General features: G+C 58.4%; 16 protein-coding genes and 1 pseudogene. 4 read left to right on the top strand and 13 right to left on the bottom strand.

What is annotated here, in order from left to right:
• The first annotated feature begins 62 nt into the window (after positions 1-62).
• Positions 63-1301, top strand: a complete 1239-nt coding sequence (locus NTCA1_RS21555) for a DUF2254 domain-containing protein (RefSeq protein WP_236549507.1) — start codon at positions 63-65, stop codon at positions 1299-1301.
• A gap of 17 nt (positions 1302-1318) precedes the next feature.
• Here NTCA1_RS21555 and nhaA read toward each other — a convergent pair whose 3' ends face one another.
• The 4 genes from nhaA to NTCA1_RS21535 form a co-directional block, all read right to left on the bottom strand.
• On the bottom strand, positions 1319-2497 hold the full coding sequence (gene nhaA / locus NTCA1_RS21550; RefSeq protein ID WP_159831789.1) for a Na+/H+ antiporter NhaA: 1179 nt from the start codon (positions 2495-2497) through the stop codon (positions 1319-1321).
• Between the two features lie 46 nt (positions 2498-2543).
• The gene (locus NTCA1_RS21545; RefSeq protein WP_159831798.1) at positions 2544-4109 is read right to left on the bottom strand and encodes a DUF389 domain-containing protein; all 1566 of its coding nucleotides are present in this window, start codon (positions 4107-4109) and stop codon (positions 2544-2546) included.
• Between the two features lie 176 nt (positions 4110-4285).
• On the bottom strand, positions 4286-6178 hold the full coding sequence (locus tag NTCA1_RS21540; RefSeq protein ID WP_236549506.1) for a BCCT family transporter: 1893 nt from the start codon (positions 6176-6178) through the stop codon (positions 4286-4288).
• 1004 nt (positions 6179-7182) lie between these two features.
• Positions 7183-8685, bottom strand: a complete 1503-nt coding sequence (locus NTCA1_RS21535) for an arylsulfatase (protein ID WP_159831787.1) — start codon at positions 8683-8685, stop codon at positions 7183-7185.
• 194 nt (positions 8686-8879) lie between these two features.
• Between NTCA1_RS21535 and NTCA1_RS21530 the strand changes: the two genes are divergently transcribed.
• Positions 8880-9158 carry a transposase gene (locus NTCA1_RS21530; protein WP_159831786.1) on the top strand — a complete coding sequence of 93 codons (279 nt, stop codon included), beginning with the start codon at positions 8880-8882 and terminating at the stop codon, positions 9156-9158.
• A gap of 216 nt (positions 9159-9374) precedes the next feature.
• Here NTCA1_RS21530 and NTCA1_RS21525 read toward each other — a convergent pair whose 3' ends face one another.
• Entirely contained in the window at positions 9375-10259 is an 885-nt protein-coding gene (locus NTCA1_RS21525) for a CPBP family intramembrane glutamic endopeptidase (protein ID WP_159831785.1), read from the bottom strand.
• Positions 10260-10540: 281 nt separating this feature from the next.
• On the opposite strand from NTCA1_RS21525, the gene NTCA1_RS21520 reads away from it, so the two are divergent.
• Positions 10541-11275: a hypothetical protein gene (locus NTCA1_RS21520; RefSeq protein ID WP_159831784.1), complete on the top strand. Its 735-nt coding sequence runs from the start codon at positions 10541-10543 to the stop codon at positions 11273-11275.
• A gap of 342 nt (positions 11276-11617) precedes the next feature.
• On the opposite strand, the gene NTCA1_RS21515 is transcribed toward NTCA1_RS21520, so the two are convergent.
• The 6 genes from NTCA1_RS21515 to NTCA1_RS21490 all read right to left on the bottom strand — a co-directional run bounded on the left by NTCA1_RS21515 (position 11618) and on the right by NTCA1_RS21490 (position 19454).
• Positions 11618-11941, bottom strand: coding sequence for a hypothetical protein (locus tag NTCA1_RS21515; protein ID WP_159831783.1), 324 nt, complete (start codon positions 11939-11941; stop codon positions 11618-11620).
• On the bottom strand, positions 11938-12453 hold the full coding sequence (locus NTCA1_RS21510; RefSeq protein ID WP_159831782.1) for a hypothetical protein: 516 nt from the start codon (positions 12451-12453) through the stop codon (positions 11938-11940). Before NTCA1_RS21510 ends, NTCA1_RS21515 begins: the two co-directional genes overlap by 4 nt.
• Positions 12454-14354: 1901 nt before the next feature.
• Positions 14355-15242, bottom strand: coding sequence for a 3'-5' exonuclease (locus NTCA1_RS21505; protein WP_159831781.1), 888 nt, complete (start codon positions 15240-15242; stop codon positions 14355-14357).
• Positions 15243-16880: 1638 nt separating this feature from the next.
• Positions 16881-17486, bottom strand: coding sequence for an outer membrane protein (locus NTCA1_RS21500; protein ID WP_159831780.1), 606 nt, complete (start codon positions 17484-17486; stop codon positions 16881-16883).
• Between the two features lie 1040 nt (positions 17487-18526).
• Complete coding sequence (locus NTCA1_RS21495; RefSeq protein ID WP_159831779.1) at positions 18527-19120, bottom strand: glutathione S-transferase C-terminal domain-containing protein; 594 nt, start codon at positions 19118-19120, stop codon at positions 18527-18529.
• A gap of 10 nt (positions 19121-19130) precedes the next feature.
• The gene (locus NTCA1_RS21490) at positions 19131-19454 is read right to left on the bottom strand and encodes a hypothetical protein (RefSeq protein WP_086494220.1); all 324 of its coding nucleotides are present in this window, start codon (positions 19452-19454) and stop codon (positions 19131-19133) included.
• 144 nt (positions 19455-19598) lie between these two features.
• On the opposite strand from NTCA1_RS21490, the gene NTCA1_RS21485 reads away from it, so the two are divergent.
• The gene (locus tag NTCA1_RS21485; protein WP_236549505.1) at positions 19599-19865 is read left to right on the top strand and encodes a hypothetical protein; all 267 of its coding nucleotides are present in this window, start codon (positions 19599-19601) and stop codon (positions 19863-19865) included.
• Here the strand turns inward: NTCA1_RS21485 and xth are convergent.
• Together xth and NTCA1_RS21475 are read right to left on the bottom strand one after the other, a co-directional pair.
• Positions 19862-20660 (bottom strand): annotated as a pseudogene (gene xth, locus NTCA1_RS21480) (exodeoxyribonuclease III). The gene NTCA1_RS21485 and the pseudogene xth sit on opposite strands and share 4 nt — an antisense overlap.
• 525 nt (positions 20661-21185) lie before the next feature.
• Entirely contained in the window at positions 21186-21737 is a 552-nt protein-coding gene (locus NTCA1_RS21475) for an opacity protein (RefSeq protein WP_086494222.1), read from the bottom strand.
• Positions 21738-22151: the final 414 nt, after the last annotated feature.

Here is a 22151-nt window from a genome sequence, read left to right as displayed (position 1 = left end):
GCACCACGACGGTCGCATCGCCGATTTCTCCTCGCCCCCGTACATTCGACTAGGAAGAGCTTGTGAATCGCTGGCAATGGGCCTTAAGACTGTTGACCCGCCGAATGTGGTTTCGGGCGGGACTTTTCTGCCTCTTTGCCGTTTGCCTCGCCCTTGCAGGAACGCTGTTCGGACACGCCATCACTTACGAGTTCGCGGCGAAGGTCGGCGCGAAGTCAGTCGACAACATTCTGAACGTCCTCGCTTCGAGCATGCTGGCGGTCACGACGTTCTCTCTGACCGCGATGGTATCGGCCTATTCGGGCGCAACCAGCACCATCACCCCGCGCGCCGTACAACTTCTGGTGGCGGACACGACCGCCCAGAATGCCCTGGCGACATTTCTCGGCAGCTTCCTGTTTGCGATCGTCGGGATCATCGCTCTGTCGACCGGGCTGTACGGCGAAAGCGGCCGCGTGATCCTCTACGCTGGCACCATCCTCGTGATTGGTGTCATTGTGATCACATTTCTGCGTTGGATCGAACACATTACCCATTTCGGGCGCGTCAACGATACGATCGATCGAGTCGAAAAAGCCGCGACGCAGGCCGCTCATATGATGGTGCGCCCTCCGCAAGTTGGACCGCGCCAGCATCGCGACGTGCCACATGATGCGGCCGGCGTCTTCCATCACGAAATCGGCCGCATAACCCATGTCGATATCCCCGCCCTCGAGCATGCAGCCAATCAGATTGGTGGCGAGATCGTTCTTGCCGCACTCGCCGGCACCTTCGTCGATCCCTCGCGCTTGCTTGCTTGGTCAATCATGCCGATTGAGGACGAACAGGCGGACATGATCCGCGCCGCGTTTACCGTCCAGCACGAACGTGCATTCGACCATGATCCGCGCTTTGGCCTTGTGGTTCTTTCTGAAATCGCCTCGCGCGCGCTTTCTCCTGCGGTGAACGACCCAGGCACGGCAATAGCAGTCATTGAAGCGGGTACGCGAGTTCTTGCCACTATGCTGGGAAGTGAGCAGGACGATGAGGCCTGCGAGCTTAAGGGCGTCTGGGTGCCACCCTTTGCTCTGTCCGATCTTCTCGACGACCTGTACCGACCAATTGCACGTGACGGCGCGGGGCTTATCGAAGTCGCGATACGGCTGCAAAAGTCCCTCGGGGCGCTGCAGACTATCGCACCGTATGCGCGACGCGATTTCGAGAACGAAGCCCGCGATGCCCTTCAAAGGGCCTGTGACGCCATGACCAGTTCAGATGATCGTGAACGAGTAACCCTGATCCACCGGCGGTATTGGCCCTGAGAATCTTTCATGGAGGATCATCCAGCTTTGGGTGGGCCCTTTGAAAACCGCATAAGAAGCCAACCCGCGAGGGCAGACAGGATTGAACCGCCAAGAACGCCGATCTTGACCTCATCGACCAGCAACTGATCGGAAAATGCCAGGCCTCCCACAAATAGGCTCATCGTGAAGCCAATCCCGCACAGCAGGCACATCGCATAGGTCTGCACCCACGTTGCGCCGCTGGGCCGTTTGGCGATCCCAATTCGACAGCAGAACCACAGTGCCGCAAAAACGCCCACCTGCTTGCCCACGAAAAGTCCTGCCGCAACCCCCAGCGGAAGAGCAGCGAGAATCTGCTCCGAACCCAGCCCTGTAAGCGCGACGCCGGCATTGGCAAACCCGAATATCGGGACAATCACATACGCCACGAGGGGATGCAGCGCATGCTCAAGCCGGTGAAGCGGTGAATCCTCGGCATCCGGCGCTCCCGGCGTCGCACGGATCGGGATCAGGCTTGCCGCCAGCACACCGGCGATCGTGGCGTGGACGCCAGAGAGCAATACGGCGAGCCATAGCAGCCCTGCAAGGACCAGATAGGGGAACAGGTTCTTCACGCCGGTTCGGTTAAGCACGAACATGACCGCCATGACGGCACCTGCCGCAAGCAATGCCAGTCCGTGAATTCCGCTGGTGTAAGCAAGTGCAATCACCGCCACCGCCCCCATGTCATCGACGATTGCGATGGTCGTCAGCAACAGCTTCAACGACGCCGGAACCCGTCGTCCCAGCAGAGCCATTACGCCAATGGCAAAAGCAATGTCGGTCGCTGCAGGAATGGCCCACCCACGGGCGAGTCCTGGCGTCGAATTCGTCAGAGCCAGATAGACGAGCGCCGGGCAGATCATCCCTGCAAGCGCGGCAATCGCCGGCAGGGCACGATCTGACCAGTTCGCCAGGTGACCATCCACAAACTCACGCTTGATCTCAAGGCCCACGAGCAGAAAGAACAGTGTCATGAGCCCGTCATTGATCCAATGCGCAAGCGACAGCGGCCCTACCAGGACGTGCAGGGCGTGGAAGTAGTCTTCAGCGAGCGGACTGTTCGCTACGACCAAAGCAGCCGCTGCTGCCGCCATCAGGAGGATGCCTCCGGAGGCTTCGCTGCGCAGAAACGCACGCAGTGCGGAGCGCGGCTTTTTAAGAACGGCGACCATTGTCAGGCTTTCTTCAAATGCAGAACGTACAAGGCAAAGCTAAGCTTCAGAAGGTTTCGGAAGGCACCGCCTGCAACTCAAATGTGCCAGTCGCAGCGCGTGATTCGGGCTGCACACCGGCCGAGCGGAGGACCTCGGCCACTGCCATTGCACGTTGCTGCACCAATGTTGGCCGCTCGGGTTCGTCTTGCGGCAGACCGGGAACACTTAGCGCGGTAACGTTCCAGCGCTTGGCTGCCCATGCGCTCACGAGTACGGCTTCGCGTGCCACTGGATCCAGAATTTCACTTCCTTGCCCGAAGACAATCCGCGGCAATTTCATCTGGGGAGGTGTCAGGACCACGTCCCAGCCTTCCGCCTGAGCTGATGCGCGCAGCTCAAGCGCACGATATGTCGCAAGGGTAGCGCCCGGAAGCGGTGCTGCAGTGGCCATGGCCCGGTGATGGTCGCGATCTATCGTCACCGCGTCGGGAGCGATACCTGCGGTCAATGCCAGCATTTGCGCAAGCCCGGCGATGCGCTGGGTTTCAATAGCTGCCGCATCACCCGCCTGACGGATTTCCTCGCGCTGGGCCTCGATTGCACCGGCCCCTGCTTCCAGCAATACCTGGTCCAACCGCAGTTTCACCGGCTGCCCCAGCCTTGCGGTGAGATCATCCTGCAAAGCCGCAGTGCGCTTCATCTTGTCACGCGGGGTAATGACGACGGCTCGAACCAACGCTGGCTTGGCGTCGAAGTCGATGTCGAGCTGGGTTATGCGTGCATCGGCGCCGAAACGTTCGGAAAGGAACGATCGGGTCTGGTTTAGCGTCACTGCTTCGCTGGCAATCTGCTTGAGGGATATTCCCAGCGGAATGGCCATAGCGACGAAAACGAATAGCAGAACAAAGGTTTGTGCCCAGGTCTGCTGGCTGGAAAGGGAGTGCCCGAAGCCGTAGAAGCGCGCCATGATCATCGCTGACAGTGCGATCGTGACGAAGTTTGTGACGAACAGCGCAAAAGCGCCGCCCAGCACCGGCATGTTCCAAGTCGCAAGGCCAAAGCCGACGACGGCCAGGGGGGGCATCAAGGCTGTAGCGATGGCGACACCGACCACGGTGTCGCCGCGCCCCCGAATGATCGCGAAGGTCCCGGCCAGCGCTGCAAAGAGCGCGACGGCGAGATCAAACAGATTTGGCCGTGTGCGCGCGATGATCTCGCTGGTCGGCGCCTGGAGAGGTGAGAGCGTAACGATCAGCGCCGTGAACAGCACTGCCGCGCTGGCACCGATCGCCAGTGCAGTCAGCGCGCGCCGCATCTCGCTGAAGTCGAACAGCGCTAGACTGAACCCGAGCCCGAGAATCGGGCTCATTAGCGGAGAAATCAGCATGGCGCCGATAACCACTGCCGGTGAAGACAGCAGCAGGCCGAGAACCGCAATACCGGCGGACATCATCACCATGAAGGCGTATCTGGGCGTCCAGCCACTGTCTTCGACGATGCGCCCCATCACCGCTTCGTGATCCACTCGCCCCACGATCGTACGGCGCCACCAGCGGTAGAGCGCAACGTGCTCAAGGCGTTCGTAAATCGCCCCTTCAGGCGTTGTCCCTGACGAGTGAGAGGCTGTCATATTTGCCCCATTCCCAATCCCTGCAATGTGCGTATTGAATATCCCGTCATCGCGTGCGGTTGCAGCTTCCAAGCCATGAGACGACCATGCGATAGGCTCAACGGAAGACCGCCAGGTGACATGAACGCCGCAGCCTTACTCACGCTTAGTTGGGAGGCTTTTCCTTCGGAGCCCTGTCACTTGGGCCGCCAGCGCTCCAGCTGTGCCGCGATGTCTGCTGCAATCTGTGCTTCGGAAAAGCTCGTGACATCTCGGTGCCGCAGATCCCCGCGGGTCTGCGCCGCCAGCGTCCATGTCATCGTTCGCCGGCGTTCGGGCGCTTCCAGCGCGGTATAGGCCGGAAGCGGCCTCGCTCGGGCGGACAGTTCGTAAACGAACACGCTTTCGTGCGCGAAAGTGATTGTCAGCGTTGCCGTCGTATCCGTTTCAACGACATGGCTGTCAGCCCAGCCTTCCTGCAGCATAGCCTCGCACACCTTACGCAACGCAGGCACGCCGCGCTCGGCGAGTTGGCGATTGATCATGGCCCGGCTGGCAGGCACGAAGAGCCGCTTCAGCCGGTCGCCGATAGGCGCGGCCTCGTCCGAAATGTTGACCCCCTCCATATCCGCATTTGTTTGGCGCATCAGACCGTACCCTAGCATCAACATGATGATGCAGAACGGCAGCGCTGCCAGCAATGTGGCTGTCTGCAAGGCACCAAGCCCACCGGCCAGCAACAACAGCGCAGCGGTCAGCCCCAGCAGGATGCACCAGTACACGCGCTGCCATCGCGGCGTGTCCTCCTCACCGCCGGACGCCAGCGTATCGATCACCAATGCCCCGGAATCCGCAGATGTTATGAAGAATACCGCAACCAGGGCGATGGCGAGCGTTGCCGTAAATGCCGATCCAGGCAGATATTCGAGGAAATGGAACAGCGCAGTCGACAGGTTTTCCTGGACGGCGTGGGAAATTGCACCGCCGGCCGCCCCCATGTCGATGGAGATGGCGGTATTGCCGAACACCGTCATCCAAAGGAAGGTAAAGCCGCTGGGGACGAACAGCACGCCGGTCACGAATTCACGGATCGTGCGACCGCGGGAGATACGGGCGATGAACATCCCCACAAAAGGCGACCAGGAAATCCACCACGCCCAGTAAAGCAAGGTCCAATCAGCCAGCCAGGCACGCGGTTCGTAGGCGTAGAGCGTGAAAGTGCGTTCGAAAAAGCGATCGAGGTAGTGACCGAAATTCTGGACGAGCGCGTTTAACAGGAACAGTGTCGGTCCACATATCAGCACGAAGAGCATCAGCAGGACCGCCAGCGTCAGGTTCAGTTCGGACAGGCGGCGGATGCCTTTGTCGGCCCCGCTGAGCACGGACAGAGTGGCCGCCCCCATAACGAGCGCAATGATGACGAGCTGAACCGTAAGGGTATCTGGCAATCCATAATTATACGCAAGGCCTGCGCTCATCTGCGACACGCCGAAGCCCAGCGAGGTTGAAACGCCGAACACTGTCCCGCACACGGCGAAGATATCGATCAGATCCCCGGTCACGCCATTGATGCGTTTCCCCAGCAGCGGATGAAGGCCCGACCGCAAGGTGAGCGGAAGACCCTTGCGGTGGGAGAAGTAGGCAAGACTCAACCCCACAAGGCAATATACTGCCCAGGCGTGGACCCCATAATGGTGGAAAGTGATGGCCATCGCCTCGCGCGCAGCAGCGACTGTGCCCCCCTTGCCGACTGGCGGCGCAATGTAATGCTGAATAGGCTCCGCAACGGCAAAATACATAAGGCCAATGCCCATGCCCGCTGCGAAGAGCATGGCGAGCCAGGACACATAGGGGAAGTCTGGCTCGGCATCGTCGGGACCTAGCCGCAGCCGTCCGGCAGGGCCAAATCCCAGGACAAGGACGCAGAGAAGAAACAGTGCCACTGCCGCGACATAGAGCCACCCGAAAGTACCGATCACCCATTGCTGAGCGGCCTTGAAAAGCAGATCGGAAGATCCAGGCGCGAGCATCGCACTGGCAAGCATAGCTGCGACGATCGCGGATGCACCCCAGAAAACGCGACGGTTCATGTGATGTTCGGGCATGCCTCTTGGTAGAGGGCGCAATTTCTAAGGTCAAATGCAGCGCGCATCTGACCCTCTACGCCACGACGTCGCCCGTTCGCTATCGAACGTGATCCGCGGCGGTGTCTACTGATCGAGGTAACGCATCTGAGAACGCTGGCAGCGGCAGATTTTGGTTAAGGCATCCATCCTACGGAGTGACCGGAATCGGGCGCGTTGCGGCCAAAACCCCTGCCCTACCTTACTTTCTCAATCCGCCGACACAGCCCACGTTCGACGCCTCTTTTTATGCACGCTGAAAACCGACTTTCATGCACCGAAAGCAGATCTGCCCTGAACATCTGAATTGAGACAAAGCTGCCAATTCCAAGCGCGGCGGAGTTTGACGGATGTCGATCCAAGAGGCATGTCTTGGGGATAGTCTCCTGCTAGGTAGGAGAACATGAGCTTCGCTTCACTACCTGTCGATTCGACCTAATATGCCTAGCTTCTCGACACCCTGAAGCTTCGGATCCGTACCGCACGGCTTCGGGTTGCTGTCAACGAGAAATTCATCCTGCTCTAAACGAAGAGGTGCGCGATCTGCCCTCCACGAAAGATTTCATCGGCATCGTCAACAGTCTAAACAAGGCCGCCCACGGAATCGACATTCCCGAAGACGAGGCCGAACGAGCCTCGGCGACTGCCAGTCAATTCCTGTTTGATATCCGAGCTTATCGCACATCCACATAAGGGGAATGGCAGCAGGACCGACGACAATGCCGACAGAGCCGTCCTAGGTTCACCCAGTTAGGGGCGAACCTGTACGACTTGGTGTGGGAATGAGCCGCAATTCGCGATGCCGTGACCCAACGCGAAGTTATCAGATCGTCAGGAGAGGAGCTTCCCGAATCAAAGCCTTAATCTCGGTTTCGTCCGCCCACGCCCCTCGGGGTCACCTCTCAGCGGCAATCAACAAACCGGGCCTTCGCAGTGGCGAAGGCCCGGTCGCAATTGCTGCAATCGTCAGGTCAGCCGCCGCCGGATGCCGCCTGCGTCATCGTTGCAAGCACTTTGTCGAGATTGAAGCTACCTGCCTTTTGGCTGGGGGGGAATTCCTTCAGTGTACCCAGAAAATCGCCGATGATCCCTTGCATCGGGACGAGAATGAAGGCCCGGTCGAGATACCAGTCCCAATAGGTATTCGACGTAACATCGGCGAATTCGTAAGGATCGGTCCTCAGGTTGAAAAGCTTGGGAATGCGGCCGGTGACGAAGGGTTCGCCCCAGATCTGCAGCGTGCCCTGGCAGCGCTGTTCCATGAACACCGCCTTCCAGTTATCGACCCGGAGCGCGGCAACTTCGCCTTCGTCGGTCCAGTAGATGAAGCCGGGACGGGGAGACTTCTCGCCCTTGGTCAGATGTCCGGTAAGGTCGTGGCCGTCGAGGTGGACCTTGAACTTGTGGCCATCGAGTTCGCATCCCTTCTTGAGCTTTCCGGTGACGTCATCGATGCCGGCCATGGCCGCGAAGGTGGGAAGCCAGTCGAGGTGCGAAACGATGTCGTTGGAGATCGATCCCGCCGGAATCTTGCCCGGCCAGCGAACCATGGCAGGCACGCGATAGGCACCTTCCCAACTGGTGTTCTTTTCCGAACGGAACGGTGTGGTGCCGGCATCCGGCCACGAATTGCAGTGTGGGCCATTGTCGGTCGAGTACATGACGAAGGTGTCGTCGGCGATGCCCAGATCGTCGAGCAGCTTCAGCATGGCGCCGATCGCCTTGTCATGATCGATCATGACGTCGTGATATTCGCTCTGCCAGCGACCGGCCTGCCCTCGGCTTTCCGGTTTCACATGGGTACGGAAATGCATGTGGGTCGTGTTGAACCACACGAAGAAGGGCTCGCCCGACTCCACCGTCTTGCGGATGAAGGCGGTGGCCTTTTCCACCACCTCGTCGTCGATGGTTTGCATCCGCTTCTTGGTAAGCGGTCCGGTGTCCTCGATCTTCTGCCCTCCTTTGCCGTCGGCATGGCAGTGCAGCACGCCGCGCGGGCCGAAATTCTTGCGGAAGTTCGGGAAATCCTCTGGCTTGGGATAGTCCGGGTTTTCAGGCTCTTCCTCCGCATTGAGGTGGTAGAGGTTGCCGTAGAACTCATCGAAACCGTGCATCGTCGGCAAATGCTCGTCGCGGTCGCCGAGGTGGTTCTTGCCGAATTGCCCGGTGGCATAGCCAGCGGACTTGAGCACGCGCGCGATGGTCGGGTTGACGGCCTGCATGCCTTCCTTGGCGCCCGGCATGCCGACTTTGGTCAGGCCGGTGCGAATGCCGTTCTGGCCCATAATGAAGCTGGCACGGCCGGCGGTGCAGCTTTGTTCGGCGTAATAGTCGGTGAACAGCATGCCCTGTTCGGCAATACTGTCGATATTGGGCGTGCGATAACCCATCATGCCCTTGGTGAACACGCTGAGGTTCGACTGTCCGATGTCATCTCCCCACAGGATCAGGATATTCGGTTGCTTGTCTGCCATTTCGTGAAACTCCCGCTTGTGGTCTAAGGCCGGGACTCATCCCGCCCTCCGGCTGCATCCGCGCAAAATTGCATAACAGCTCTCGGCGGGCCCATCGGGGTGACCCCGAGTTTGGGACGGGAAACCTCGGAGGCTGCCGGGCTGCTGCGGGCGAGAGCGTTTGCCCAAAGGGGATACTGAGAAATGACCCATGTTTGAACACGTTCCGTATCTTGACGAGCGGGGGACCACGGAATGTTGGACCTGGCATCATTGAGCGTCATCCGGCGCCACAGGCACTGCTCGCGGACAAGGGCTACGATGCCGACACCATCCGTGCGGACCTTGCGAGCCGCAATATACAGGCCGTCATTCCAGGCCGATCAAACCGCCGGATTGAACATGATTTGGCGCTCTACAAGCAACGCAACCGCATCGAACGCATGTTCGGCCATTTGAAAATCAACCGCCCCATTCCCACGCGATATGATTAGCTTGCCGCCAGCTTCATGAGCATCGTCTATATCGCCTCAGCCAGATACTGGCTCAAATTCGCCACGCCGCCTAGAGCGCTCGGGATGTGGATTATGTCTATTGCCTCATCCTGCATTAGTCTCACAAACGGCAGCTTACACAGGAGTTCGGCACAGACCTTTTCTTCAAGCGGCAGGATTTATTCCAGTAATCACTGCTCGAGAGGTCAGCAGTAACTAAAGTGCTCGCGCCGAGGATGCATCGAGCAGAACCACCATAACGGTGAACAGTATCCAGTCATTAAGGATATGCGCCCCGGTTGATACCCAAATATTCTTTGTAGCGACATAGCCGGTTAGAAGTGCGATGCGGGCAACGCCAATTACGAGGAAGCACTGGACGAAGTTCCAGCCATACGTCGGCAGATGGATGGCTCCGAAAAACAGTGCTGCCCCGAACCAACCGAGCAAAATCGATGCCTTGCGTGAGATTCCGAGCCAATCGTGACAGAACCACAAGATGGCAAGGAATGGCAGTATGGAGACAATCTCTTCACCCAGAAGCTGAGGCAAAGTTTTTAGATAAAGCAGCGCACGCTGGGCTCCCGAGGCATTGCCCAGTAATTCGCTGACCGGATTAGCATTCATTGCCAGCACGTTTCTGATCAGGAGAACTACCGCAAAGCTGGCGACAATGTTCAGGACTGTCACCGCGATCACGACGCCAAGGTCTCGCAAACCTACGGGCCGAAAAAGCGCCTTCCAGTTGCTTCCTGCCACCAAAGCAAGCGCTGCTAGCGGTATAGCTGGAAACAACATCGCAGCGATCACCCCACCTACTGCGGTTTGGTATGCTTGAAACGGCAAGATCAGCGCGAAAAACCCCAACACCACTCCGGCCAGGACCACCAGCCACTGGTAGCCCTTCAGTGCAGAGTGGCCGCTTAAGGAAAAGCCATGATAGTAGGGGAAATCGCCCGCATCTCGCCGTTCCAGCCAAAAGAATGAGAGAGCCCGAGTGGATACTTTCGACGAAACGGCATCAGTCATCGCACCATGCCCCTGTGACAGCAACCGTCGGGATTGCAGGTCAAGACTACTTGAAAAAATCGAGATTTCCAAAAGTCTTCCTGCTGCGAGGTAGTTTGATGAATTGGTGCGCAGGCTGTACGTTAAGCGACAATCGATTTGGGAATGAAGGGAAGAGCGCCGATTGATGGTAGTGCAAAGAGGCTCCCCTGCTGCCTTCGCACTATATTCAAGCCCAAAGAAAAATATTCGGCGCAACTACGACAATAACGATTTGTGAAAGCACGATTTGAGTGCATTCTCACACCTCACGCGCCTTGGCGGCCACTGGGGCGGCCGGGTGGGAACGCAGCAAGTCTGTCAGGGAGAAAACCATGCCGCGTCATCGCATCCGGGTATTCGTACCACTTGCCCTTGGCCTTTCCGCAAGCTCCGTGCTGGCGCAATCGACTCCAGCCGGCCTCTCCGATCTCGTTGGAGCGAAGGCAGCGGGCGGAGAAACGCAGTTACAGGCGCGGGGATGGTCACCCCAGCGCACCGAGACCAGCGCGGACCGCAAGTTCAGCTACTGGTGGAACGCAGCCCAGCGCCAATGCATTTCAGTGTCGACCTACGACGGACGTTACGCCGCGATCGTCTCTACATTGCCGGCCGATTGCGGCAGATCGGAAGGCGCATCGAGCAACGCAGGCTATGAGGGAGATGTGATCAATCTGGTCTGTTACGGCTCTGCCGAAAAGCACGGCTATCAAGCCAAGACAGAATACCATTGGGATGCCGACAAGCACCGGTACGTCTACGAGACACACAACGAATATGGCACGCAGGACTACGACACTTCGGTGACCTTGCAGTTCCATGGTCAGGACGGCCGGATCCGGCTTCCGAAGAAATACATTCCGCCCGTGCACTCGGGTGGTTCGGACCAGTGGTGGACGTTGACCGATGTAAGGGTGACGCCGACGCGTATTACCGGCGCCTTCCGTCTCAACGGCATGAACAAGCCGAAAATCGTTATCGACCGCCGAAGCGGGCATATCAACGTCAACGGCATGTCCGATTTTTCGGGCACGTGCGATTCAATCGATCGAGGGCAGCGCCGCTTCTGAACATGGAAATACTCCTTTTTGCCTGAATTGGGCGGAGCCATGCCGAAATTGTCCCACGTCATTGCTGCGACCTGGATAGCGCTTGGCTTGCTCACAGCCGGCAGCAGCATATTGGATTTTGAGAATTGGCCCCGCAATGTAATTTGCGGGGCCGGATTTGTGCTCATTGGTGCAGGGATCTCACGTCTTCAGCGCGAGAAATGGCCCCCAGGGCCAGCGGCATCCTGGCTCGTCGCCGGACTACAGACGCTGGCCCTTATAAGCGGTGCTGGCTTGCTCTCGGCAGCGTCCTTCCGCGTATTTGGCGAGGGATGGGCGGTTTTCGGTTAGGGGCCTGGCGGTTCAGAGACTGCCCTCACTGCCCGTGTACATCACATCACCGATCGTGCCGTTGCGATAGCCAAGGCAGCGCCAGGGCGCCTGTGCTCCCTTCACGTTCACGTAGATTGCTGTCGCTGCCTCGGAATGTTCGATACGATTTGTCCCGGCAACCTTTGATCCTGTCACACTAGCAACCCGCTCATAGCACTTCTTCTCAAGAGCGGCAGCTGTGGCATCTTTGGACGCGGTCTTTTCGCGTCCGGTTTGCTGCGGTGAGTTTCCAGCGCCGGCAACGCTTTCAAGGCGATAATTGGCGGTGTCGCCACGCCGAGCCGCATTCCTCATGAGGTAGACGCGAATCCGGTAATCGCCGCTCTTCTTCGCGACCCCCTCGTACTGATTGCCGCTAGTTGAACCCACAAAATTGCGACGTTCTTCTCACCAGGCTCCATCACGTTGAAATAATTAGAATTGTTGCTTGACGCCATACTGATATTGAGCGGCTGCCCTGAGCGAACGCTCAAGAGATAGTCTACAATAGCATCCCCCTTAAGCGAACCCTCGGAAATGGCGCTGCTGGCACCCGGCGCAAAGGAAATGCGCTTTGTCCCTCCATCAATCGCAGACGCAGTCGAGGGCATATCTCCATCGGGCACCGCCTCGCTCATAATTGGGGCGGTGCTTTCTCGGTCGCTTGCGACACCACTCGCCAGCACCCTGTCTGCGGGAGCCAAAACCGCTGGGTTGGGTTCAACCGTCTCCTGGGAGGTGGGAGTGGGATTGGTCTCCTTGCTTTGCGAGCAGGCGCCCGCAGCGAGGACGAGCATGACAGCAGGCAGGGTATGAATAAATTTCATAAAACCTCCACTTCCAACACTTTAGGAAGAAGTAGTCTGATCCAGGAAATAAGTCACTGCGAAGTTCGTCTCAAGGTGCTCATGCAAGGGCTTGCCGCCCGAGAGGCTAAATATGTTTGAAATGACCGATTTGGTGGCGACGGTAGTCGGGTGGGTTTCGGCCAATCCTCCCGGTAGCAAGATGGGTTGGCTGCTGGGGAGCCGAAATCGGCGACTGAACGACCGGCATTGGTCGGGAGCCGGCGTTGCATGAATGTCTGTTTTCCCTTTGCCCCCACCCAAATCGGAAACTCCCCTTACGGCCAAGAAAGTTGCTCGTTTCGGAGCCGATTACCGCAGAAGCGCGAACGACTGCTTCCGTCCCAACTCAGCCTTCAGGACTGACAAGCGCCAAAGCTGTGAAGTTGGCGGCGTTTGGGAACGGTACCTTCCCCGCCTTGATGCCTGAGAATGGGAGAAAGACGGCACACGCCGGTCGGTCAATTGAGCGCAAGCTGCCGCGGTACGAAAGTGATTCGGAATTTCGCTACTCGAAAAATGTGGGTTCGATTTCCTGCAACTAGCCCATCGTAGAGTGGGGTGTTTAGTGGGGTATTGCGGAATAAGTTTGCAATGTTTTTTATTAAATTTCAATGCCTAGGAAGCACTTTGGCTAACACCCTGTCCGCCAAGTGGCCTGCAACGCCTGCCTGGTAATTACACTACGGCGGATTAGGCGATGCCGCCAGCCGGGCGCGGCTCTGCGCACTGCACCGCGACGAACCGGCCACTTCCGGCGCGTCGATGTTGATAAGCCGGATCCGCTCGCCGTCGCAGAGACGAATTGTATCCCCATCGTGGAAAGAAGCGATGCAGACAGCGGCCGCGGCGGCAAGGATCAGTGGCATGCCGCAGCAGGTAACAGGTTGGCAGTCTCGCGCGGCATGAAATTTCTGTCACCGCAGGAACATCGCCGAGTGTGAAACGATCTGTTCCTTTCGCGGCTCTTTCGCCCTCACGAGAGAGCCACAGCATGCGATAAACCTCGATTTTGCCCCGTGCTCCGATCCAGCGGAACGCGGGGCATTTTCCTTCTCGGCTCCCGTCACATGATCGAAGTCGTTGCGGCTGAAAAGGTATGCGCTCAACCTGAGTGAGACGGCCCTCCTCTCTGCGCGTACGCTGTACGCGCACCCCTCAGATCAGCGGCGCATTCGGTCGCGGACAGGATTAAACAGACGACGAGCCAAGGCGTGGGCATGGATCGCGCTGCCTGATCCGCTATTGGCCCCTGCACTTTATCAAGCAACTTCCTTATGCTGCAAACGTAGCCAGTAGCATCTCGTGCTCAGACGGCCCGAGTGAGCATGGCGGCGTTAAACATCTGAAATAACTATAACAAAGTCCGATAGGTTACCCTTGGACCGATTGACGTCCCCTGTCCGCGACCGTTAGCGCGCCGGGTGCAATTAGGGGGGTTTTTGCATGAAATGGATACTACTTACCGCCGCTGGTTTGGCGGCCTGCTTCGCTGCACCGGTTGTAGCGCGCGACACCGACGCACAGATCAAGAGCCGGATCATCCGCGAGTCGATTGCGTCTTACCCCGGGAACTGTCCCTGTCCGTACAACAGTGCGCGAAACGGCAGCCGTTGCGGTGGACGCAGCGCGTACAATCGCGGTGGCGGCTACGCGCCACTATGTTTTCCTGCCGATGTCGGGAGGGCTGAAGTCGATGCCTACCGGCGCCGAACAGGCCGCTGACCGGCCTGCTCCGGTGTTCCCCCGTGGACGGCAACGTTCACGGGGCTAGTCCACGGGAACAGTGAGGCTAAAGGTTCGACATTGGTACCCCAATGTCATGGCGTAGAGGCAGCCTATAGAAGGTTGTTTGATCCCAACGTCCAAGAGACCCACGCGCATCAAGCGCTGCTCTTGGTGTAGCGTTCGCACGCGCTTACCGGGATCATCGCCGCCTCTCCGTATTCTGCGTAGACTTCCCGGCTGAGCCACTCGGCCTCGGCTTCGCGATCGGTTTCGACAATTTCGCGCGACCAGAACCGCATCGCGGCATTCCACCGATAACCGCGAGCCTTCAGGCGATCCTTAGCTTCGAAGGGTGCGTCAATAGCATTGACAGTGAAGCTGGCCCGCTCCGAGCATTCGACGAGCTTGGCCAGAACCGTCGCGCCACCTGGCAGGTCGTGGGCAAGCAGGTAGATGAGCGCGAGAATATCGTTCTCCGCGCGGTGCCCTTCGTAGAACCAGCCACACTGGGACACGAGATGGCTGAGGGCGCGGCCATCGAAGCCAAGCTCCAGCCAATCGGGCTCGGCGAGTGTACAGGCCCAGGCCTTGCCGGCAAGCGCAGGCAGCCGCCGATCAACAAATGGGCGATCGAACGCCGCATTGTGAGCGACAATCAGGTCCGCCGAGGAGAGGATGTCAGTCGCCAGCGCTTCATCGATAGCCTGCCCCGCGAGCATTTCATCGCTAAGGCCGGTCAGCGCCGTGATCCGCGGATCGAGCGGTGAGCCCGGGTCCTCGCGCCAGACACGCGGCTGACCAACTTCAACGATACGGCCTTTCGTATCAAACCGGAAGCGCTGGACTGCCAGTTCGATGATCCGGTCGCTGTCGTGATCAAGGCCAGTCGTTTCGACATCGACCGCAACGCCGACACGGGTCTCTAGATCACTCTCCAGATCATGGAAGTGAGTGACGGGTCGAAGTCTTTGCAGCACCCGGAAGTCGGGATGGCCCGCGAGGTGCCGAGCAGCCAGGTGGTGATCGTCGAAAGGCGTCGTCATCGCTATGCTCATTAGCCCCGCGACCCTGCCCGACAAGTCGGTTTGTACGCGCACCATGACCCATAGCCGCGCAGAAAATGCCGCCCAATTTTATATGTCTCGGAAGCCGAGTTCATCACCGGTCTTTGGGCGCCTCTCAGCGCTTGAACAGCATCCAGTTACCGGAAATCGCCATAGCGAAAGCAGAAGAGAACGGAAGCGCAGGTCCGCACGAGATTGAGCAGCTAAGAACGCTGCATCGGATCGTGAACGAGCAAATCTGCAGTTCGATGCGAGCCCCCTATGGGACAGATCCAATCGAGTTCACGCTACCTGCCCAAGTCGACAATGCTACCAGCGCGAATGCGCAAAACGGCCCCAGCCTGAATGTTTCGCGATGTAAGGAGGCGGATGACGCGGCAGCGCGGGTAAGCGCTGGAGCGTTTGACAGGAGTTGCGTACCGGGGTCGCCTCGCACGTCAGAGCCGTCGATTCAATCGGACACTATCGCCGAGAGGGTCCTCAAAAGCGGATAAGTCCACCTGTGCAGCCACAGGCTCTAGAAAGATATGGCTATCGCGGCCGGGAACAACTGTCCTTGCCGCATGTTAAGCCATGACCTCGGCGGATTACCCCCCGGTTCCGCCGAGATAGAGGCCGTCCCTTTTGCGGGGGGCGGCCTCTCGCTTTAGTAGGCGACGACACTCGCAAAGATCGCGCAGCAATCGAACGCTGCCATTGTTCGGCGTACGCCACACCCGAATGGTCGCGTCTGCGAGTATGGCTGTACCTGCCAACGCCACGCGGAAAATAATGGCTAAAACCGGAAGATCGAGATGATCGATCAACACCGCGGGTACGCCTTACCGATCCTTTAGAGTTCGCTGATTTAGTATGATCCATGCGGGCGCCACATTAAAAAATCGACAACCTATTGGAACTTTTAGCGACTTCGGACATTTTGTCGCCGGTCCTAGGGCAGTAACTCTGTTACCGCCCAAGGCCACCCTTTTGCGCGAATGCGCAAGGCGACCCAAACTTGAAGACCCGGGGCAATTAGATGCCTCGGGTCCTTTCCAACTCAGTTCTCCATAGCATTATCGTGCGGATCAGGTGCGCAAGTTCAACAGGCACGGTGAGGAACCTTTCCCCCGGCGGCTGCCTCGGAAGATCAGGATCAGGATCAGATTGAATCCCATAGACGTACAGAAATCGTCAATCTGGTCGGGCACAAGCAGCACCTCGATACCGCGTCTTGCAGCGCCCGGTCACACAAACCGGAACGATCGCTGAAGCGACGGCCGAGCAGCGCCCGGATATTGAGCATGCGCCATACGACGCCCCCTTGGCCTTGCTGATCGTTACGAGCCGCACCTAGGCCAGCGGGGCCGCGGTCGGTTCGGCGATGCCAAGCAGCTACCGGCGCCGGGATGCCCACCCTCTCCCTACGAAAGGTGGGGCATTCTACGCGGGAACGGTAACGAGGATCTCAGGTGAGTACCCAGCGATGACGCTTTGGAGTTGACGGTACGCGAAGGACGGCTGTTGAACACCGTCCCCGGTTTCGCCGGTGCCACTACGCTGCAACGTGGCACAAAGAAAAGGCGCTCCCAGCCGAAGCCGAGAGCGCCCATTTTCCACTAGGTGGGCCTAACGAACTTAAAAGCGATAGCCAAGCATCGCTGCAACCTGGTGACGGTCAGGCTGGATGCCAGTGCCTTCATAATGGCCGTAATCGGAGTAGCGGTATTCGACGCGTGCAAGGAAACCCGACACGTTGGTTTCGACGCCAGCGCCGAGGCGGTAGCCTTCAAGCTTGTCGCTGTCGCTCACGACAACCGCGCCATCATCGTAGCTGCCCTTAACCTTGGCGTTGGTATAGCCGCCCTTTGCGTAAACAAGGAAGCCGGGTACTACTTCACCGCCCAGGCGAACACCCGCGTACAGATCACGGCCCGTCTTGAGCGAAACGCGATCACCCAGCGCGAAAACGTTGTCGGCGCTCTCCTTGACGTCGGAATCAGCATACTCGCCCTCCACGCCGATCACGACGCCGCGAACATTCTTATCGAAGCCGACAACGCCGCCGAACAGAATGCCGTCATCGCTCCCACCACCAATGGGGGTGTCGATGCGAACCTTGTCCCAGCCGGCCATCGCAGCGACGTAGGGACCGTCAAACGGGACGTTTGCGTCCTGTGCCATGGCTGGGGTTGCGAAAGTGGCAGCCAGCGCAAGGGCGGAGACGGCGATAAACTTGGTCATGGTATTTTTCCTGCAAAATCAAATGTCGATCTTTCCGACCGCTGTTGAACAAGCTCGGCCGACAACAGTTTCCAACCTTTGTCGCTCAAAGGCGACTACAGAAAATGTAGTTGCATATCTGCAACAGCTCGGTTTGCGCTTATGCGGTGAGTAGAGACGTAGCGCACCGCTTGGTGGGACCGCCGTCATCGAAAGCGCCGACTAATTGACCCAGCCCAGTTCGCACTACTGATCGAACCCATAGATCGGCAGCTGATCTTCGCCCCTGCTCCTACGTCCGAAGTGCTTGCTTACGGTCCCGGCACCCATCGGGTTGCTTCTGCTCAAAGACTGGCTGCGCTACCATCTGCTATCGCCAACGGTCACAGGCGCGGCGCTCATCCTTGGGGACGGGTATGATCATGCTCGTTCCCTGGCGCCTCCAGCCGAAACGAAAAAGCCCTGCGGGCACACGTGCGCCGCGGGGCGTAGTTTTCCGGTTATCGCCTACATTGCTCGCTCATGAGGGTAAGCGCGCTACGATATGACCAAGATCGCATCAGATCGAGCGATGTTCCGCGTCTGAGGGAAATTTCTTCGAAAGCCCTGCTTAGCCGCATACTCCCTTGGCATGCTATTGATCTTCACCGCCGATATTTCTCGTCTCTTGATACCTTGTAAGGCTAGATCGTACTCAAGTGCGGCGCTGAGATCATGATTAAAACGACTTTTCGATTTGCCATGGCAGCAAGGAATTGCTGGGTTTGAGTTCGACCAAGGGCGCGATCACCGCCCTCACTTGGTCGGGTTCCGAGAACATGATCAATGAGAGCATCTGACCACCATTGTGCCGACTCTATCTGGACCACGCGCGATTCATGCGGCGGCGCCAGCCCGCAAAAATGGAAACGTTTGGCGAGAAGCCTCTCAAGGGACCTCCTGGCGAGGCCGATGTGATGGCACCGGCCTTCCTGTTCCACGCTTGCCAGAATTCCAGCAAAATGTCGGGACAAGCGCCGCATCCCAATGGTGCGACAATCGTCCAACGGGTGACGAGGCTGTCAGGCGAGGCCTTCATCTTTCAGCGCCGTCCCGACCGCATTCCGGTCGCGCAGTCTTTCGTAATAGGCTGAAAGACTCGCCGGCACGTCAAGCCCTACCTTTTCCTTCGCCCAAAACAGCATGACGAAAAGATAGCAGTCGGCGACGGTGAAGCTGTCGCCGACTGCATAGGGGTGATGCCCCAGAGCCACCTCGAACAGAGCAAAGCGTTTGGCCAGAACTTCGCAGGCGAGTGATTTTTCCTCGCCGCTGCTGCTCGGCATGAAGAACGGCTTGAAACCTTTGTGCAGTTCGGTCGAAATGTAGGCGAGCGCTTCGAGGACGCGAGACCTGCCAAGTTCTCTTGGCGGCGTAAGTTTGCCGGAAAGCTCCGCGATGTAGCTCAGGATTGCGATATTCTCGGTCAAAACGCCGCCTTCGTCGAGGCCGAGCGCCGGCACGTAGCCTTTGGGGTTGATGACCATGTAGTCGGTTCCGCTGGCGGTTCTCTTGGCCTCGAGGTCGACCTTTTCCATTTCAAACGGAAGGCCGCTTTCGATGAGCGCGATATGGTCGGCGAGGCTACAAGCGCCGGGAGAAAAATAAAGTTTCATAATCTGCCTCCTAGCTGTCGAATGTTTTCGCCTTGCGATCTACCCACGCCTTCCCAGCGTCGCCGCCCCACAGCAGCCAAGCGATGAAGCCTGCGGAAGGGTCGCTGTCCGAATTCCACTTGTGGGTCTTGGTGTCCTTGTCGACGGCGTGCCGTGCGAAGAAGCTATGCATCGATTTCACATCGGCTTCGCTGAGGTCACGCCGCTGCGCAAGTTGGTGCGCGCGGTCGAGGCCGACCTGGGTTCCGCCACGATCGAACTTTTCGCGCAGACGAAGCCCTCGCCTCGCGGCCGATGCCATCCTCAACGTAGGCTTAAAGCTTCGCTCTGCCATGATCGCGCTCTCCTCTCGTGAAGGGGAACGCCGCGCAGCGGCGCGGGTTTCGTCAGCGTGAAACCTCCTTCTGACACGCGAGCAGGCGCTCACCCGATCACGCCCGACGGACGCTATTTCGTGGTGCGCGGGCGCTTGTGGCGAATGTCCGACCCCCGCCTTTCTCCGACAAAACGCGATGAGCTGGTCAAGAGATTAATGGCAGCGCGACGGGCGGTCGGCGTTGCACGCAGAAGCCAGAACGACGAGGCTAAGAACGAAGCGCATGCCGAAGTCGATCGCACCAAAATCGCGCTCGGGGAACGTGGTCCGGTCTGGTGGGACGACGGCGCGCCCGATCTTAATCGTCACTTAGCCCGCACCGGCCCATATGCCGACTGGTATGCAAATCTGGCTGAAGACAAGCGCTAGGCCTTTCGCTGCCCCTTCGACCTTTGCATCAACTCGATCCAAACTGCAGCGTGATCGCTGGTCTTGTCCCAACCCCGCGGGCGGCGATCGACATCGACACCAACCAGACATGCGGCCGCCTTTTCGTTCAGAAAAACATGGTCGATACGCAGGCCGGCATCTCGCTCAAACGAGTTCTTCCAATATTTCCAGAAGGTGTAGATGTGCACACCAGGTTGCCGCTCCCGCAGCGCATCGGTCCAACCTTGCTCGAGTAGGCGGGCATAGGCCGCTCGGACTTCCGATGCGAACAACGCATCGTCGCGCCAGCGATTGGGCGGATAGACATCGAGATCGGTCGGCATGACGTTGAAGTCGCCGGCGATCATTACCGGAGCATCGAGTGCAACTAGGCTTGCAAGATGGTCGTGGAGCCGCTCGACCCAGCGCAGCTTATAGTTGAACTTGGGACCGGGGGCGAGGATTGCCGTTAGGCAGGTACAAGGCCGGCGATCAGCACGCCGTTGACGGCAGCCTCGATATATCGGCTCTGGTCATCGGTGGGATCGCCTGGAAGACCGCGCCCAGTCTCGTGAACGTCACCAACGCGCGACAGTATAGCAACCCATTCCAGCGCGGCTGCGCATGCCAAACCGCATCGTAGCCTAGATCGCGGAGTGCGCTTGCCGGGAAGCCGCTGTCCGGCGCCTTTAGCTCCTGCAGACAGACCACATCTGGCTCGGCCAGCATCAGCCATCGCAGCAGCATCTGCAGTCGGCCATTGATGCCGTTCACATTGTAAGCCGCGATATTCACGCCTTGAAAAGTATTAAAAGGCCTATGTCGTTCCCATCGGCACGGGGCCGGTTATTTTGCCAGTTGGGTAACCGTTTCTTTCATGCGGCTGCTACCTTCACCGATAAAAAACCTGAACGCGCCCTTCGCGACTTGGCCGGGTTGAAGGAACGCAGTTCACATTCGATTGGCCGCACCAGCCGGAATTGCAGGCCGCCTAGGACATCGGATCAAATAAGGAGGTATGTTCGGCGCTCCATTGCTGCCGCCATTTTATCGACGCCAAGCCGGGTCACAACTCGCATCTGTTCCTCGCTTGGGGTGGGTCGCACATCGACCCGACGGCGAAGGCCCTTGAGAAAATGCGTCGTTCGTCAGTGGCCTGCTGCGGCTATTTGCATACAATTTCACCGTATGTCGGCTTATCGTTGACCAACGAAAAAATTAAGTTGAGGCCTGGTACGTCGCCTTCTCGGTGGGTGCGACGACATACCAGGCATGATCATTCGGCCCTCGGCGAAGGTTCTTTCTTCGCCGACAATCGCGTTAGAAGTGGAAGATTATGCCAGCCATCGGGCGGATGCTGTCGAAATCGTAGGTTTCAGCGGAAAGACGAAGGCGAACGCCGCTGCTGCCGGTCACGCCGCCGAGGCCTATGTCCTTAGGGCCGACTTCGACGCCGACGCCGTAAATCCAGTCCTTCTCATCACTGTAGGCCCGCTTGCCGTTGACCCACTGATAACCGGCCGACGCGTAAATCAGGCCGCTCTCACCGGCGCGACCGCCAATACGGCCCTTGACGCCATATTCCCAATCGATGTCGCCAAATCCTTTGGTTGCGTTTCCTTCGACGCCGACAAATGCTGGTCCGAGCGGGATATTGACGCCGGCGACGCCGCTAACGAGCCCCCCGTTCATTCTACCGCCGCGGGGCGACCCGAACTCGCTCTGACGCGAAAATTCATGGTAGCCGCCGAGCACACCGACGTACGGCTCGATGCCGAAGGCCTCACTACCATCCGGAGCGGTTTCTTCTTGAGCGGATGCGACAGAAGGCAGTGCAGCGGTTAGCGCGAGCACGAGAAGACATTTCTTCATAGAAGACTCCAGTTCAACCACCGAACTTGTCGGTGTGTGGTCAATTGAACCGCGATTTCGCGCTAGAGTTTCTCAATAGAATGACTTTTGTCACAAGCGTGTCATTTTTGCACCAATAGGTCAGTGTGTCGGTGTTTAAGAAATCGAAGTATAAAGGGACCAGAGTCTAACCTTCTTTGTGAAACGCCAAACTGGGGTGTTGAGTCAAAAATCGTGCGCGCGAACAATGACGATATTTTGCATGCCGCGCCGACCGCGTAGATCGCGAGGAATGGGGTTCTGCCCACGTGACGTGCGGCACTTCGCCAAGCATACCGCGCAAGAACTGTCTAAATTGAGTGCCGAAACCGCTCGTGCGCCCATTTCAGCTGATCGGAGGCAACGGCTGTAAGTCGGTGCACTGACCGACTTTAC

Source organism: Novosphingobium sp. TCA1 (genome assembly GCF_009811895.1).
GTDB classification, from domain to species: domain Bacteria; phylum Pseudomonadota; class Alphaproteobacteria; order Sphingomonadales; family Sphingomonadaceae; genus Novosphingobium; species Novosphingobium panipatense_A.
Note: the sequence above shows the minus strand (reverse complement) of the source record. Positions and strands in the feature narration are given on the sequence as shown.